The organism is Methylobacterium sp. Ger2507 (genome assembly GCF_055231875.1).
In genome coordinates this window covers 1,919,122-1,932,432 of the sequence record NZ_JBUYVC010000001.1, presented here as the reverse complement: position 1 = coordinate 1,932,432, position 13,311 = coordinate 1,919,122, and the positions used below count along the sequence as shown (strand labels likewise).

The following is a 13,311-nucleotide window of genomic DNA, read 5'->3' as shown; positions in this document are numbered from 1 at the left end:
GATGCATCCGGGACGGCAAAGTTTGCGTTGAGCCCCTGACAAAGGTCGACGGCACCCCCATCTCTGACCCGCCCCTCGCGGGTGGTTCACCCGCCGGCTTGCCCCAGGAGGACAACTCCATGAACAGCGAAGAACGCGACGTCATCGGCGGCATTTTCCAGCGCCTGGAGCAGGCTTCGAGCCAGCCCCGCGACGCGGAAGCCGAGCGCTTCATTGCCGAGAAGATCCGGGCTCAGCCCTACGCGCCCTACGCGATGGCGCAGCTCATCTATGTCCAGGAAGAGGCGATCAAGAGCCTGAACGAGCAGCTCGAGCAGCTGCGCCGTGCAGGCCAGCAGCAGCCCCAGGGTGGCGGCGGCTTCCTGTCCAGCATCTTCGGCGGTTCGTCCGCCCGCCAGCCCGAGCCCCCGCGTCAGGGCGGCGCCTGGGGGAACCAGGGCGGGCAGCCCGGATACGGGCAACAGCCGGGTTACGGCCAGCAGCCCGGCTACGGTGGCCCCCAGGGCGGACCGCAGCAGGGTGGACCTTGGGGTGGCCAGCAGGCGGCTCCGGCGCGTGGCGGCGGATTCATGGCCACGGCTCTACCGATGGCGGCGGGTGCGGCTGGCGGCATGTTGCTCGGCAGCGCGCTCTCCAACGCGTTCGCGGGCGGGCATTCCCAGCTCGGCAGCTCGGCGGCGGCAGGCCTCGGAGCCCCGAACGTCACCGAGAATAACTTCTTCGGCGGCAGCGGCGGCAACGACGATCTCGGGTCGGCCCTCGGGGGCGGCAACGACCTCCAGGATGCCTCGTTCGCAGACGATTCCGGCGGTGATTTCGGGGGTGACCTCGGCGGCGGCGGCGACGACGACTGGGTCTGATCCGATCCGGACGGGAGGCGGCCGCATCGAGGGCAGCCTCCCGTCAGCTTGTCAAGGTGTCACAAAACCTCGACGCGCGTTCCCACCGGTATGCGCTCGTACAGGTCGATGACATCCTCGTTCATCATGCGGATGCAGCCAGAGGACACGTTCTGTCCGATGGTGTGCGGCTCATTGGTCCCGTGGATGCGGTAGAGCGACGAGCCGAGATAGAGCGCGCGGGCGCCGAGCGGATTGCCCGGCCCCCCTGCCATGTGACGCGGAAGATCGGGACGGCGGCGGATCATTTCGGCCGGCGGCGTCCAGTCCGGCCATTCCCGCTTCTGGCTGATGGTCTTCAGTCCGGCCCAGGCGAAGCCCGGCCGTCCGACGCCGATTCCATATCGGATAGCCTGTCCACCAGGCTGGACGAGGTAGAGGAACTTGCTCGGAGTATCGACCACGATGGTGCCGGCACGCTGCGGTCCGTCGAAGGCGACGACCTGGCGGGCATAGCGGGCATCCGGCGCGCGGGCGATACGCTCGACCGCCGGTTCCCGATCCGGCGCCATTGGCAGAGCGGCGAGGCGCACCGGAACGCGTTGCGGCGAGATCTGGGTCTGTCGCTCCGGTTCCGGCTCGACCGGGACACGATCTCCCGAATGCAGCTGGCGGGGTACGCCGTAGGCGAGCGGCTGCGGCTGCGGCTGGTGATAACCCCATTGCCCGTCGGGTGAGGGACGGCCGGAGACCGGCCGCTCCATCCGGGCTTCGAACGCCCCTGTGCCGGCGCGGTCGTTCATCAGGAGTTCGAGGAAACCGCCGCCATAGGCGCCCGCCCGCGATGTGCCTTGCGCCTGCGCCCCGCCCCCCTGCCCCGCCCATCCCACCGTCAGGCAGGCGATGGCCACGCACCAATCGAACCGCATGCTCGTCAACGCTCCAAGCCCGGTCGTACCCGATCCCGGGCACGACATGCGGTCAGGATCGGGGGTCGAGGCGGAAACCCGGTGAAGGAGTATGGTGAATCGTTCGGTCCGGGGTGGCTGCGAACAGGCGAATGGATTCAGCGTGAACGCACCGTAAAGGTTGCCGAGCGGTTGCGACGTTCAAGAAATCGAAATCAGTTGGCCCCAAGGTGGCCCGGCTTCTCTCTTGTTGGCTGATCGCGACCGATGACTCTCAAACGTTACCGCATCGAAGACAGTCTCGGCCTCGCGAACGCCCCCGTGGCGGTGGCATCCGCCGTCTCGTCGGAAGCGGCCGACCTGAACAACAAGCGCTTGGACGAAATCCTGTCCGCGATTCAGGATCTGCGAAAGGTGACGCAGACCAGCACGGTGGAGACGATCGAGGCGTGTCGGAAGGAGCTGAACGAAGCCTTCGCGATGCGCTCCGAGCTCGACATCATGAAGGATGCGATCACCCGCACCAAGCAGGAGATCGCAACCCTCTATCGCTCCGAGAACACCGGCAAGGGCATGCGCCGCGTCGCCGGCGAACTCGATGCCGTGGTGGATTTCACGGAGCGCGCCACCAGCACGATCCTGGGTGCGATCGAGGAGATCGAGACCAACGCCAGCATGCTGCGCGCCATGACCACCACCATGGCCGGGCGCGAGAACATCGACGCCATCCTGGATCGGGTCGTCGTCGCCTTCGAGGCCTGCAACTTCCAGGACCTGACCGGCCAGCGCATCAACAAGATCGTGGGTGTGCTGAAATTCATCGAGGAGCACCTGGACCGCATGATTGAGGCCTGGGGCGGCCTCGACAGCTTCAGCGATCTGCTGGGCGTGGCACCGGCCAAGGTGGATATCGACGACGAGAGCTCGCTGCTCAACGGGCCGAAGCTCGCCGACGACATCGGCCACGTCGACCAGGGCGACATCGACGCGCTGTTCGATTGAGGGCCGAGGGCGGCCTTTGCCCGGTCCGCCCCTTTCCTCGCCTCGGCGCGAGGCTTAAGTCAGGCTCATGAGCCGCGCGCCCGCGAAAGACCACGCCTCGAGAGAGCGTTCCGCCAAGGATCTGCCCCCGGACGGCTTCGACGACCAGGACGGGTTCCAGGAGGACGGATTCCAGGCGGGTGGATTCCGGGAGGACGCCTCCGAGGAGGAGGCCGAGGACCACGCCGAAGCCGACGATGCGCCCGAGATCGACTTCGATTTCGAGGAGGGCGCGGTCAAGGCCGGCACCGAGGTGATCCGGCGCTTCTGGACGACCCTGCCGACCTCGCCGGGCGTCTATCGGATGTTCGACGAGAAGGGCGACGTGCTCTACGTCGGCAAGGCGAAGAACCTCAAGGCGCGGGTCGGGTCCTACGCGCGCGGACAGGCGCATTCGAACCGTATCGCCCGCATGATCTCGCAGACGGCGGCGATGGAGTTCGTCACCACCGCCACCGAGACCGAGGCGCTGCTCCTCGAAGCCAACCTGATCAAGCAGCTGAAGCCGCGCTTCAACGTGCTGATGCGGGACGACAAGTCGTTTCCCTACATCCTGGTCACGGCCGATTCGGAAGCACCGCAGATCATCAAGCATCGCGGCGCCCGGCGCCGGAAGGGCAGCTATTACGGGCCCTTCGCCAGCGTCTGGGCGGTGAACCGCACGGTGAACGCCCTGCAGCGCGCCTTCCTGCTGCGCACCTGCACCGACAGCTACTACGAGAACCGCACCCGTCCCTGCCTGCTCTACCAGATCAAGCGCTGCTCGGGCCCGTGCACCGGCGAGATCGATTTGGACGATTACCGGGGCCTCGCGGACAGTGCGAAAAGCTTCCTGGCGGGCAAATCGAACGCCGTGAAGGACCGCATGCGCGAGGAAATGCAGGACGCCTCCGAAAAGATGGAGTTCGAGCGCGCGGCCCGGTTCCGGGATCGCATCGCGGCCCTGTCGGCAATCCAGGGGACGCAGGGGGTCAACACGCAAGGGGTGGAGGAGGCCGACGTCTTCGCCATCGACGAGCAGGCGGGCCAGTTCTGCATCGAGGTGTTCTTCTTCCGCAACTTTCAGAACTGGGGCAACCGCGCCTACTTTCCCAAGGCGGACCGGACCATGACGCCGGACGAGGTGCTGGCCTCGTTCATCGGCCAGTTCTATGACGACAAACCGGCGCCGCGCAGCGTCCTGGTCTCGCACGCCATCGAGGATGCGGAGCTGCTGGCGGCCGCTCTGTCGAGCCGCACCGACTACCGGGTCGAGATCCACCAGCCCCAGCGCGGCGAGCGCAAGAACCTGGTCGAGTACGCCCAGCGCAACGCCAAGGAAGCGCTCGGCCGGCGCCTCGCCGACACCGCCTCGCAAGGCAAGCTGCTCGCCGCCCTCGGGCAGTCGTTCGGGCTCGCGGGCGCGCCCCGGCGAATCGAGGTCTACGACAACTCGCACATCATGGGCACGAACGCCGTCGGCGGCATGATCGTGGCCGGGCCGACGGGCTTCGCCAAGCAGCATTACCGCACCTTCAACATCAAGTCGGAGGAGCTGACACCGGGCGACGATTACGGAATGATGCGCGAGGTGCTCCAGCGCCGTTTCAAGCGCCTGGTGAAGGAGAACCCGCGCACGGCCCGGGAGGCTGCCATCGCGGCGAGTGAAGGGGGCGCGCAGGAGCCGGTACCGGAGGCGGCGCCCGAGAGCGACACGCTGCCGGTCTGGCCCGACCTCGTGCTCATCGACGGCGGCAAGGGGCAGCTCGATGCCGCCCGCACCGCCCTCGAGGAGATCGGCATCAGCGACGTGGCCCTGGTCGGCATCGCCAAGGGACGCGACCGGGATGCGGGGCGCGAGACCTTCTTCGTGCCGGGGCGGCCGCCCTTCAAGCTGCCGCCGCGCGACCCGACCCTGTACTTCGTACAGCGCCTGCGCGACGAGGCCCACCGCTTCGCCATCGGCAGTCACCGGGCCAAGCGCAAGCGCGAGATGGTGCGCAACCCCCTTGACGAGATCGCCGGCATCGGCCCGAGCCGCAAGCGCGCACTCCTGCATCACTTCGGGACCGTGAAGGCGATCCAGCGCGCGGCCTTTGAGGATCTGGCGAAGACGCCCGGTGTCAACGCCGCCACGGCGCGCGCGGTGTACGACTTCTTCCACACGCAGGGCTGAGCGCGGAGCCGCGCCCGCGCATGCGTGAAAATGTTCGTTCGCAGGAGCGGTTGACCCCCAACCCCGCACATGGTTTCACGCCTGCGATGAATTCCGTCCTCCCCCGCCGCCGCTCGCCAGCCTGGACGCTCGCGAACTGCCTGACCTACGGTCGGCTCGTCGCGGTGCCCGTGCTGGTGGCTCTGCTGTACTGGCCGCAGGAACCGAGCGCCCGATTCGGCGCCCTGGCGATCTACATCCTGGCCGCCATCACGGATTACCTCGACGGCTACGTGGCGCGGACCTACGACCAGAGCTCGGCCCTGGGCCGGATGCTGGACCCGATCGCCGACAAGCTGCTGGTGGCGGCCTGCCTGCTGATGCTGGCGGCCGACAACACCATCGTGGGCTGGACCCTCTGGGCCGCCATCGTGATCCTGTGTCGGGAGATCCTGGTCTCCGGTCTGCGCGAATATCTCGCCGAGCTGAAGGTCGGCGTGCCGGTGAGCAAGGTCGCCAAGTGGAAGACCACCGTCCAGCTGATCGCCATCGGCTTCCTGGTGGCCGGACCCGCCGGGGAGTCGATCCTGCCGGGGACACTCCAGGCCGGCACGATCCTGCTGTGGCTCGCCGCCGCGCTGACGCTGTATACCGGCTGGGACTACATGAGGGCCGGGATCAAGCACGTCATCGACGATCCGCGCTGAGGGACACCACCGCGATGAAGCTCGTGTATTTCGCCTGGGTGCGCGAGCGCGTCGGCAAGGCCGAGGAGATTCTGGATCTCCCGGCCGACCTCGTGACGGTGTCCGATCTCGTGACCTGGCTGCGCGGACGAGGCGAGGAATACGCCTACGCCTTCGAGACGACGGGCATCGTCCGGGCGGCCATCGACCGGGTCCATGCCAAGCCAGACGCGCCGATCGCCGGCGCCTCCGAGATCGCGTTCTTTCCGCCGATGACGGGAGGCTGAGGCCGGACGCCTCAGCGTTTGCCCAGCGCCGCCGTGAAAGCCGAGACGTTGTTGCGCATCATCGCCACGTAGGTCGGCGCCGGGCCGTCCGGGCCCGACAGAGCGTCGGAGAACACCTTTCCGCCGATCACGGCGCCGCTCTCGCGGGCGATCTGCTGCATCAGGCGCGGATCGCTGATGTTCTCCAGGAACACCGCCGGGATCTTCTCCTGCCGGATCTGGCGGATGATGCGGGCGACGTCGCGCGGGCTCGCCTCGCTGTCGGTGGAGATGCCCTGCGGGGCGATGAAGGTCAGCCCGTAAGCGGCGGTGAAGTAGCCGAAGGCGTCGTGCGTTGTGATGATCCGGCGCTGCGCCTTCGGGATCGCGGCGATCGCCGCCCGCACATCGGACTCGAGGGCATCCAGGGTGCCGAGATAGGCCTTCGCGTTGGCCGCGTAGGTCGCCGCGTGAGCCGGATCGATCCGCTCGAGGGCGTCGCGGATATTGCCCACGTAGATCCGGGCGTTGGCGATGCTCTGCCAGGCATGGGGATCGTCGTGATGGCCGTGCCCGTGATGGGCGTGATCGTCGTCCTCGGCCTCGATCGGCTTGACCCCGGCGGAGGCGACGACGACCGGGGCCTTTGTGCCGGAGGCCTTGATCAGGCGGTCGAGCCAGCCTTCGAACCCGAGCCCGTTGACCACGACGAGGTTGGCGTCGGCCAGGGTCTTGGCGTCGCTCGGCGCCGGGGCGTAGCCGTGGGCATCAGCGTTCGGCTGAACCAGCGACGTCACGGCCACCCGGTCGCCCCCGACCTGGCTCACGAAATCGGTCAGGATCGAGAAAGTCGCCACGACCCTGATCTTGGCCGCCGGTGCCGAGGGAGTGGCCGGTGCGGTCTTGGCATCCTCCGCCCAACCCGGTCCCGCCAGACCGAGCAGGAGCACGAAGGCGGCGGAGAGGCGCCAGAATGGAAGCCGGAGCGGCATCGGGAACGGTCCTTTCGATCAGCCCATTCGCTCTACTGTAACATTATCACATTGCCAAGCTGATCCCCGGTCCAACGAGGGGGACCCGCGCCACGCATCCGCCCGGGGTGGCTTTCCCTTGATCTCGCCGGCAGGCGGACGCAAACACCCGGGCAGTCACGGCCCAAGCGCAGTCGGCCGGGCACGGACACGGAAAGAGCGGATCAGATGGCGCGACGAGCGCTTCCCAAGGGCGACATCCTTCCCCTCCTCGGCCGGGTCTGGCGGGAATGGCTGCGGCCGCACCGGGCCACCCTCGCGGTGGTCCTGGGGCTCATCGCCATCGTGGGTGCGGCGACCGGCCTGTATCCGACCCTGATCAAGCTCGCCTTCGACGCCTTCGACCGGAAGGACATGGCGGCCCTCGCCTACGGTCCCGTCGTGGTGATCGCCATCACGTCGATCCGCGGCTTCGCGCTGTTCGGCCAGAACGTCCTGACCAACCGGGTGGTCACCCGCGTCGAGGCCGACATGCAGGCGGCCCTCTATGGGCACCTCATCGACTCGGACCTCGCCCAACTGGGGCGGGAAAGTCCGGCGGCCTTCACCCAGCGCTTCACCACGGATTTCGCCTTCATCAAGGAAGGCCTGACCCGGATCTCCACCGTCCTCCTGCGCGACATCGCCATGCTGATCGCCCTGGTGGCGGCGCTGGTGTGGATGGACCCGATCCTAACCCTGGTGGCCGGCGTGGTGGTCCCGTTCGTGGCTGGCCCGATCGGACGCGTCGGCAAGAAGCTGCGTCGGGTCTCCACAGAGACGCAGGAGCGGATGGGCCTCACCGCCAGCCTGATCACCGAGAGCCTGCAGGGCGCGCGCATCGCCAAGACCTACGCGCTGGAGGGCTACCTGAAGGGCCGGGCGCAGGGCGCCTTCGATGAGGTGCGCCGCCTCAAGATGAAGGCCGCCAACGCCCGCGGGCGCCTCGACCCGCTGCTCGAGATCGGCGGCGGCTTCGCGGTCGCCGCCGTCCTGGCCCTGGTCGGCCAGCGCGTGACCTCGGGCGACCGCACGGTCGGCGACTTCACCGGCTACGTCACCGCCCTCCTGCTCGCCTCGCAACCGATCCGCACCCTCGGGACCCTGAATGCGATTCTGCAGGAGGCAGGCGCGGCGCTGCAGCGCTACTTCGCCCTGATGGACGAGGCGCCGCGCATCCGGGACGTTCCGGGCGCCCCGCCCTTGCGGATCGCGGGCGGCGAGATCCGCTTCACCGGCGTGCAGTTCCGCTACCGCCCCGACGCACCGGCCCTGGAGGGGATCGACTTCACGGTTCCGGCCGGTGCGACGGTGGCACTGGTCGGCCGCTCCGGCTCGGGCAAGTCGTCCCTCCTGAATCTCGTGCCGCGCCTCTACGACGTGACCGAAGGGACGGTCCGCATCGACGGCCAGGATATCCGCACCGTCAGCCTCGCCTCGCTACGGGCGACCGTGGCGGTGGTCTCGCAGGACGTGGTGCTGTTCGACGACACCATCGCGGCCAATATCGGGTTCGGCCGGCCGGGTGCCACGCGGGCCGAGATCGAGGCCGCGGCCGAGGCGGCGGCGGCGCACGGCTTCATCAGCCGCCTTCCGGAGGGCTACGACTTCCAGGTCGGCTCCTCCGGTGGGCGCCTGTCGGGCGGCGAGCGCCAGCGGATCTCGCTGGCGCGCGCATTCCTCAAGGACGCGCCGATCCTGCTCCTCGACGAGGCCACCAGCGCGCTCGATTCCGAATCCGAGCGCCTGGTGCAAGCGGCCCTCCAGCGCCTCATGCGAGGCCGCACCACCCTGGTCATCGCCCACCGACTCTCGACCGTCCGCGACGCCGACAGCATCGTCGTCATGGACAGTGGCCGCATCGTCGAGACCGGCCGGCATGAGGCGCTGGTCGCGGAGGGACAAATCTATGCCCGGCTGCATCGGATGCAGCTCGCCGGTGATGCCGAAGCCGAGCCCGCAGGGCTGCCGGCCTGACGACCGGACGGCTTGACGGGACCGATCCGCCATCGACGCGTTGAGCCGGGGAACACCAGGACGGACACCATGCAGGCGGAGCCTTACGGGACGACAGGCGCGGGCGATCCCGTCACGCGCCACACCCTGGAGCGGGGCGATCTGCAGGTGCAGATCCTCGATTACGGCGGCATCGTCAGCCGGATCGATGTGCCGGACCGGACCGGACGCCGGGCCAACGTCGTCCTGGGGGCCGCCGATCTTGCCGGCTACGCGGCCAGCGACGCCCATTTCGGCGCGGTCATCGGGCGCTACGCCAACCGGATCGCCGGCGGGCGCTTCCGCCTCGACGGCCGGAGCTACGACCTGCCCCGGAACGAGGGCCGCAACACCATGCATGGCGGGCCGGAAGGCTTCGACCGCCGGGTCTGGCGCGTCGCGGCCGCCGAGGCCGCGAGCCTCACCCTGACCTACCGCTCCCCGGACGGGGAGCAGGGTTTTCCCGGCAACCTCGACGTCACCGTCACCTATCGGTTGGCGGACGATCACAGCCTCGCCATCGACTACGCCGCCGTCACCGACCGGCCGACCATCCTCAACCTGACCAATCACAGCTACTTCAACCTTGCCGGCGAGGGCGCCGGCAGCGCCCTCGGGCACGTCGTCACCATCGCGGCGGACGGGGTGCTGGTCACCGATGCCGAGCAGATCCCGACCGGCGCGATCGCCTCCGTCGCCGGCACGCCCTTCGACTTTCGCACGCCGGTCGCCCTTGGCGCGCGCATCCGCGAAGCGCACCCGCAGCTGGCGCTCGCCCACGGCTACGACCACACCTACTTGCTCGGGGGCGACGGAGCCCTGCGCGACGTGGCGCAGGCCGTCGACCCGGTGAGCGGGCGCTGCCTCACCGTAGCGACGACCCAGCCGGGCCTCCAACTCTACACCGCCAACATGCTGGACGGGACGGTGACCGGATCGGGTGGAGGGCTCTACCGGGCCGGCGACGCGGTCTGCTTCGAGGCGCAGGGCTTCCCGGACGCGCCGAACCAACCGACCTTCCCAAGCCCCGTCCTTCGGCCGGACGCGCCGTTTCGGGCGACGACGGTCTACCGCTTCACGTCGCTCGCGTAGGCCATGGACAAGCCTCTCGCGACCCTCGCGATCTACGCCGCGGCCGCCCTGGCGGAGATCGCTGGCTGCTTCGCCTTCTGGGCTTGGGCGCGGCTCGGGCGCTCGGCCCTGTGGCTCGGCCCCGGCATCGCGGCGCTGGTGCTGTTCGCCGCCCTTCTGACCCGCGTCGAGAGCGAAGCGGCGGGACGGGCTTACGCGGCCTATGGCGGGATCTACATCGCCGCCTCGCTGCTCTGGCTCTGGATCGTCGAGAGCCAGAGGCCGGACCGCTGGGACATGGCCGGCGCTACACTGTGTCTCGTCGGCGCCGCCGTCATCCTGTTCGCGCCGCGCGGATAGAGGCGGGTTCCCGCCGAACCGCGCGCCGCAGCGATCGCGGGAAGCGGGGTCTCGTGTCGGGAAGAATGGAGCCTGGGTCGGGTACGGGATCGACCCTCCCCCCTCTGCGGAGCAGGCGGGAGAGGGTGACGCGCAGGCTGCCTCCAAGATGAGAAATACGATCGCCCTCGAAAGCGCAGACCGTTCGCGTCTCGCGACGGCTCAGGCTCCTGGCGCACCCGATCACGCCTGCGTTCAGCTTTGGTGCGGATCCGGCTCGACCAGGATCTCGCGCTTGCCGGCGTGATTGGCCGGGCCGACGATGCCCTCGATCTCCATCTTCTCCATCAGCGAGGCGGCACGGTTGTAGCCGATCTGCAGACGGCGCTGGATGTAGCTGGTCGAGGCCTTCTTGTCCCTGAGCACCACTTGGACGGCCTGGGTATAGAGATCGCCGCCGGCCTCGCCGAAGCTGCCCTGATCGAACACCGCGCCGTCCAGCTCGATCTCGTCGGAGCCGCCCTTGGCTGGCTTCTCGTCGCCGCTGCCGTCGTCGGCGGTGACGGCCTCGAGGTAGGACGGCCGGCCCTGGCGCTTGAGGTGGGCGACCACGCTCTCGACTTCCGAATCCGAGCAGAACGGACCGTGCACGCGCGTCGTGCGCCCGCCGCCGGCCATGAACAGCATGTCGCCCTGGCCCAGCAGCTGCTCGGCGCCCATCTCGCCCAGGATCGTCCGGCTGTCGATCTTGCTCGTCACCTGGAAGCTGATCCGGGTCGGGAAGTTGGCCTTGATCGTGCCCGTGATGACGTCGACCGAGGGGCGCTGCGTCGCCATGATCAGGTGGATGCCGGCCGCGCGCGCCATCTGGGCCAGACGCTGGATCGCACCCTCGATGTCCTTGCCCGCCACCATCATCAGGTCGGCCATCTCATCGACCACGATGACGATGTAGGGCAGCGCCGACAGGTCCATCTCCTCCGTCTCGTAGACAGCCTCGCCGGTTTCGCGGTCGAAGCCGGTCTGCACCGTCCGGGTCAGGATCTCGCCGCGCCCACGCGCCTCAGCCAGTCGGGCGTTGAATCCGTCGATGTTGCGGACACCGACCTTGGACATCTTCTTGTAGCGCTCCTCCATCTCGCGCACGGCCCACTTGAGGGCGATGACCGCCTTCTTCGGGTCGGTGACCACGGGCGAGAGCAGGTGCGGGATGCCGTCGTAGACCGACAATTCGAGCATCTTCGGATCGACCATAATCAGGCGGCACTCCTCCGGCTTCATCCGGTAGAGCAGCGACAGGATCATGGTGTTGATGGCGACCGACTTGCCCGAGCCCGTGGTGCCCGCCACCAGCAGGTGGGGCATCTTGGCAAGATCGGCGATGATCGGCTCGCCGCCGATGTTCTTGCCCAGGCACAGGGCGAGGCTCTGCTTGGTCTCGGCGAAATCGGCAGAGGCCAGCAATTCGCGCAGGTACACCGTCTCGCGCCGGGCATTCGGCAGCTCGATGCCGATGGCGTTGCGACCGGGGACCACGGCGACGCGGGCCGAGACCGCCGACATCGACCGGGCGATGTCGTCGGCCAGGGAAATCACGCGGCTCGACTTGGTGCCGGGGGCCGGCTCCAGCTCGTAGAGGGTGACGACAGGACCGGGACGCACCGCGAGAATGTCGCCGCGCACGCCGAAATCGCTGAGGGTCGCTTCCAGCAGGGTGGCGTTCTGCTCCAGGGCCTCGGACGAAATCTGGCTCGAGGCCGGCAGGCGCGGCGCCTCACCGAGCAGTTCCAGGGCCGGATGGCGATAGTTCTCGGATGGCTGCTGGGGCGGAGTACGCCGCGCGGCGGCGGGCACCGGCGGGGGAGCGGCGGGCGCGACACGCGAGCGCGCCGGGGCCGGCTCCTCGACAGGGGCCGGACCATCGGCGTCCTCCGCGTCGTCGAAATCCTCGTCGTGATGGACCGGGGCCGGCCGCCGCTGCGAGACCGCCGCCGGCGGGGCGGATGAGACGGTCGGCGATGGGCCGGGCGAGGCCGGATCGAAGGGCTCGAACACGGGTTCCCGCCGTCCGTCGGACGGTCCGAGGCGGGCCTCCGGGGCATGCGTGGCCCAGGGCGCATCCTCCGGTGCCGCGAAGGCGCGCTGCGCCGCGAGGGCCGGCGAGGCCCCCGCATAGGCGAGCGATGTGGCGGCGGCGGCGCGCTCGGCACGCCACTCCCCGATCCGGGCCGCCAGGGCCGCGCGACCGCCCATCAAGGCCTGCGCCATCGCCCCGAGGGAGACGAGGCCGAGACTCGGCTCGTCATCCTCGTAGCGCCCGTCCTGGGTGTTATCGACGCGACCGCGCTGGGGCTGGCGCACAGAGGCCGGAGGCGCATCGTAGGCATCCGCATCGTCCTCCTCGACCTCGCCGACGCGGCAGGCGCCCGTGAGGCACAGAATCGCCACGCCGGCGAACAGGAAGCCCGCGAAGGCCAGGAGCGGTGAGGCCAGGATGCCCAGCATCGTGCGGGCGGCATGCATGAGCGCGTCGCCGGCAACCCCGCCGAGGCCGGTGGGCAGAGGCCAGCGCGCCGTCGACGGCAAGGCGCTGGCCACCGCGCTCGCGGCGAAGAAGCCGATGATCCAGAGCGTCAGGCGCAGACCGCCGCGCGGCAGCGTCCGCGTGCGCATCAGCTGAATGCCCCACAGGGCCGGCGGCAAGACGAAGGCCAGGGAGCCGAGCCCGAGAAGCTGCATCGCCAGATCGGACACCACGGCACCGCCGGTTCCGAGCACGTTGTGGGCGGGATGATCCGTGGCGTGGTTGAGACTCGGATCGTCGATCGACCACGTCGCCAGGGCAACCGTCAGCGCGGTGGCACCGGCAAACAGCACGAAACCGCCCAACTCCGTCATCCGCTTGGCCAGGAACGGGCGAAAGCTGTCGACGAAAGTATCGTAGGGCGATGCGGAACGGCGAAGCGAGCGCATGCGGTACCAGACACGATGGGGAACTGTCCGGTCACGCTACCGTCTTCGG

General features: G+C 69.0%; 11 protein-coding genes. 8 read left to right on the top strand and 3 right to left on the bottom strand.

The window, feature by feature from the left end:
* The first annotated feature begins 119 nt into the window (after positions 1 to 119).
* Entirely contained in the window at positions 120 to 860 is a 741-nt protein-coding gene (locus ACV7NL_RS08990; protein ID WP_056484414.1) for a DUF2076 domain-containing protein, read from the top strand.
* Positions 861 to 919: 59 nt separating this feature from the next.
* Here ACV7NL_RS08990 and ACV7NL_RS08985 read toward each other — a convergent pair whose 3' ends face one another.
* A complete protein-coding gene (locus tag ACV7NL_RS08985) occupies positions 920 to 1,768 on the bottom strand; it encodes a L,D-transpeptidase (RefSeq protein WP_463355454.1) in 849 nt (282 codons plus the stop codon).
* 246 nt (positions 1,769 to 2,014) lie between these two features.
* Here ACV7NL_RS08985 and ACV7NL_RS08980 point away from each other — a divergent pair, with 246 nt between their 5' ends.
* From ACV7NL_RS08980 to moaD, 4 genes are all read left to right on the top strand, one after another.
* Positions 2,015 to 2,749, top strand: coding sequence for a chemotaxis protein (locus tag ACV7NL_RS08980; protein ID WP_463355453.1), 735 nt, complete (start codon positions 2,015 to 2,017; stop codon positions 2,747 to 2,749).
* Between the two features lie 67 nt (positions 2,750 to 2,816).
* Positions 2,817 to 4,943, top strand: a complete 2,127-nt coding sequence (gene uvrC, locus ACV7NL_RS08975; protein WP_463355452.1) for an excinuclease ABC subunit UvrC — start codon at positions 2,817 to 2,819, stop codon at positions 4,941 to 4,943.
* Positions 4,944 to 5,029: 86 nt separating this feature from the next.
* Entirely contained in the window at positions 5,030 to 5,629 is a 600-nt protein-coding gene (gene pgsA / locus ACV7NL_RS08970; protein ID WP_056179856.1) for a CDP-diacylglycerol--glycerol-3-phosphate 3-phosphatidyltransferase, read from the top strand.
* A gap of 14 nt (positions 5,630 to 5,643) precedes the next feature.
* The gene (gene moaD, locus ACV7NL_RS08965; protein ID WP_056484406.1) at positions 5,644 to 5,895 is read left to right on the top strand and encodes a molybdopterin converting factor subunit 1; all 252 of its coding nucleotides are present in this window, start codon (positions 5,644 to 5,646) and stop codon (positions 5,893 to 5,895) included.
* An 11-nt stretch (positions 5,896 to 5,906) separates the two neighbouring features.
* Here moaD and ACV7NL_RS08960 read toward each other — a convergent pair whose 3' ends face one another.
* Complete coding sequence (locus ACV7NL_RS08960) at positions 5,907 to 6,866, bottom strand: metal ABC transporter solute-binding protein, Zn/Mn family (RefSeq protein ID WP_463355451.1); 960 nt, start codon at positions 6,864 to 6,866, stop codon at positions 5,907 to 5,909.
* A 207-nt stretch (positions 6,867 to 7,073) separates the two neighbouring features.
* Here ACV7NL_RS08960 and ACV7NL_RS08955 point away from each other — a divergent pair, with 207 nt between their 5' ends.
* The 3 genes from ACV7NL_RS08955 to ACV7NL_RS08945 all read left to right on the top strand — a co-directional run bounded on the left by ACV7NL_RS08955 (position 7,074) and on the right by ACV7NL_RS08945 (position 10,310).
* Complete coding sequence (locus ACV7NL_RS08955; RefSeq protein WP_463355450.1) at positions 7,074 to 8,861, top strand: ABC transporter ATP-binding protein; 1,788 nt, start codon at positions 7,074 to 7,076, stop codon at positions 8,859 to 8,861.
* A gap of 69 nt (positions 8,862 to 8,930) precedes the next feature.
* Positions 8,931 to 9,971: an aldose epimerase family protein gene (locus ACV7NL_RS08950; RefSeq protein ID WP_463355449.1), complete on the top strand. Its 1,041-nt coding sequence runs from the start codon at positions 8,931 to 8,933 to the stop codon at positions 9,969 to 9,971.
* A 3-nt stretch (positions 9,972 to 9,974) separates the two neighbouring features.
* Positions 9,975 to 10,310, top strand: a complete 336-nt coding sequence (locus tag ACV7NL_RS08945; RefSeq protein ID WP_056179843.1) for a YnfA family protein — start codon at positions 9,975 to 9,977, stop codon at positions 10,308 to 10,310.
* A gap of 234 nt (positions 10,311 to 10,544) precedes the next feature.
* Here ACV7NL_RS08945 and ACV7NL_RS08940 read toward each other — a convergent pair whose 3' ends face one another.
* Positions 10,545 to 13,262, bottom strand: a complete 2,718-nt coding sequence (locus ACV7NL_RS08940) for a DNA translocase FtsK (RefSeq protein WP_463355448.1) — start codon at positions 13,260 to 13,262, stop codon at positions 10,545 to 10,547.
* Positions 13,263 to 13,311 lie beyond the last annotated feature (49 nt).

What these genes read in the sequence shown, in the direction of transcription:
- ACV7NL_RS08940 (WP_463355448.1), bottom strand. Translation starts at nt 13,262, where the DNA reads ATGCGCTCGCTTCGCCGTTCCGCATCGCCCTACGATACTTTCGTCGAC.
- moaD (WP_056484406.1), top strand. Translation starts at nt 5,644, where the DNA reads ATGAAGCTCGTGTATTTCGCCTGGGTGCGCGAGCGCGTCGGCAAGGCC.
- pgsA (WP_056179856.1), top strand. Translation starts at nt 5,030, where the DNA reads ATGAATTCCGTCCTCCCCCGCCGCCGCTCGCCAGCCTGGACGCTCGCG.
- ACV7NL_RS08960 (WP_463355451.1), bottom strand. Translation starts at nt 6,866, where the DNA reads ATGCCGCTCCGGCTTCCATTCTGGCGCCTCTCCGCCGCCTTCGTGCTC.
- ACV7NL_RS08955 (WP_463355450.1), top strand. Translation starts at nt 7,074, where the DNA reads ATGGCGCGACGAGCGCTTCCCAAGGGCGACATCCTTCCCCTCCTCGGC.
- ACV7NL_RS08985 (WP_463355454.1), bottom strand. Translation starts at nt 1,768, where the DNA reads ATGCGGTTCGATTGGTGCGTGGCCATCGCCTGCCTGACGGTGGGATGG.
- uvrC (WP_463355452.1), top strand. Translation starts at nt 2,817, where the DNA reads ATGAGCCGCGCGCCCGCGAAAGACCACGCCTCGAGAGAGCGTTCCGCC.
- ACV7NL_RS08950 (WP_463355449.1), top strand. Translation starts at nt 8,931, where the DNA reads ATGCAGGCGGAGCCTTACGGGACGACAGGCGCGGGCGATCCCGTCACG.
- ACV7NL_RS08945 (WP_056179843.1), top strand. Translation starts at nt 9,975, where the DNA reads ATGGACAAGCCTCTCGCGACCCTCGCGATCTACGCCGCGGCCGCCCTG.
- ACV7NL_RS08980 (WP_463355453.1), top strand. Translation starts at nt 2,015, where the DNA reads ATGACTCTCAAACGTTACCGCATCGAAGACAGTCTCGGCCTCGCGAAC.
- ACV7NL_RS08990 (WP_056484414.1), top strand. Translation starts at nt 120, where the DNA reads ATGAACAGCGAAGAACGCGACGTCATCGGCGGCATTTTCCAGCGCCTG.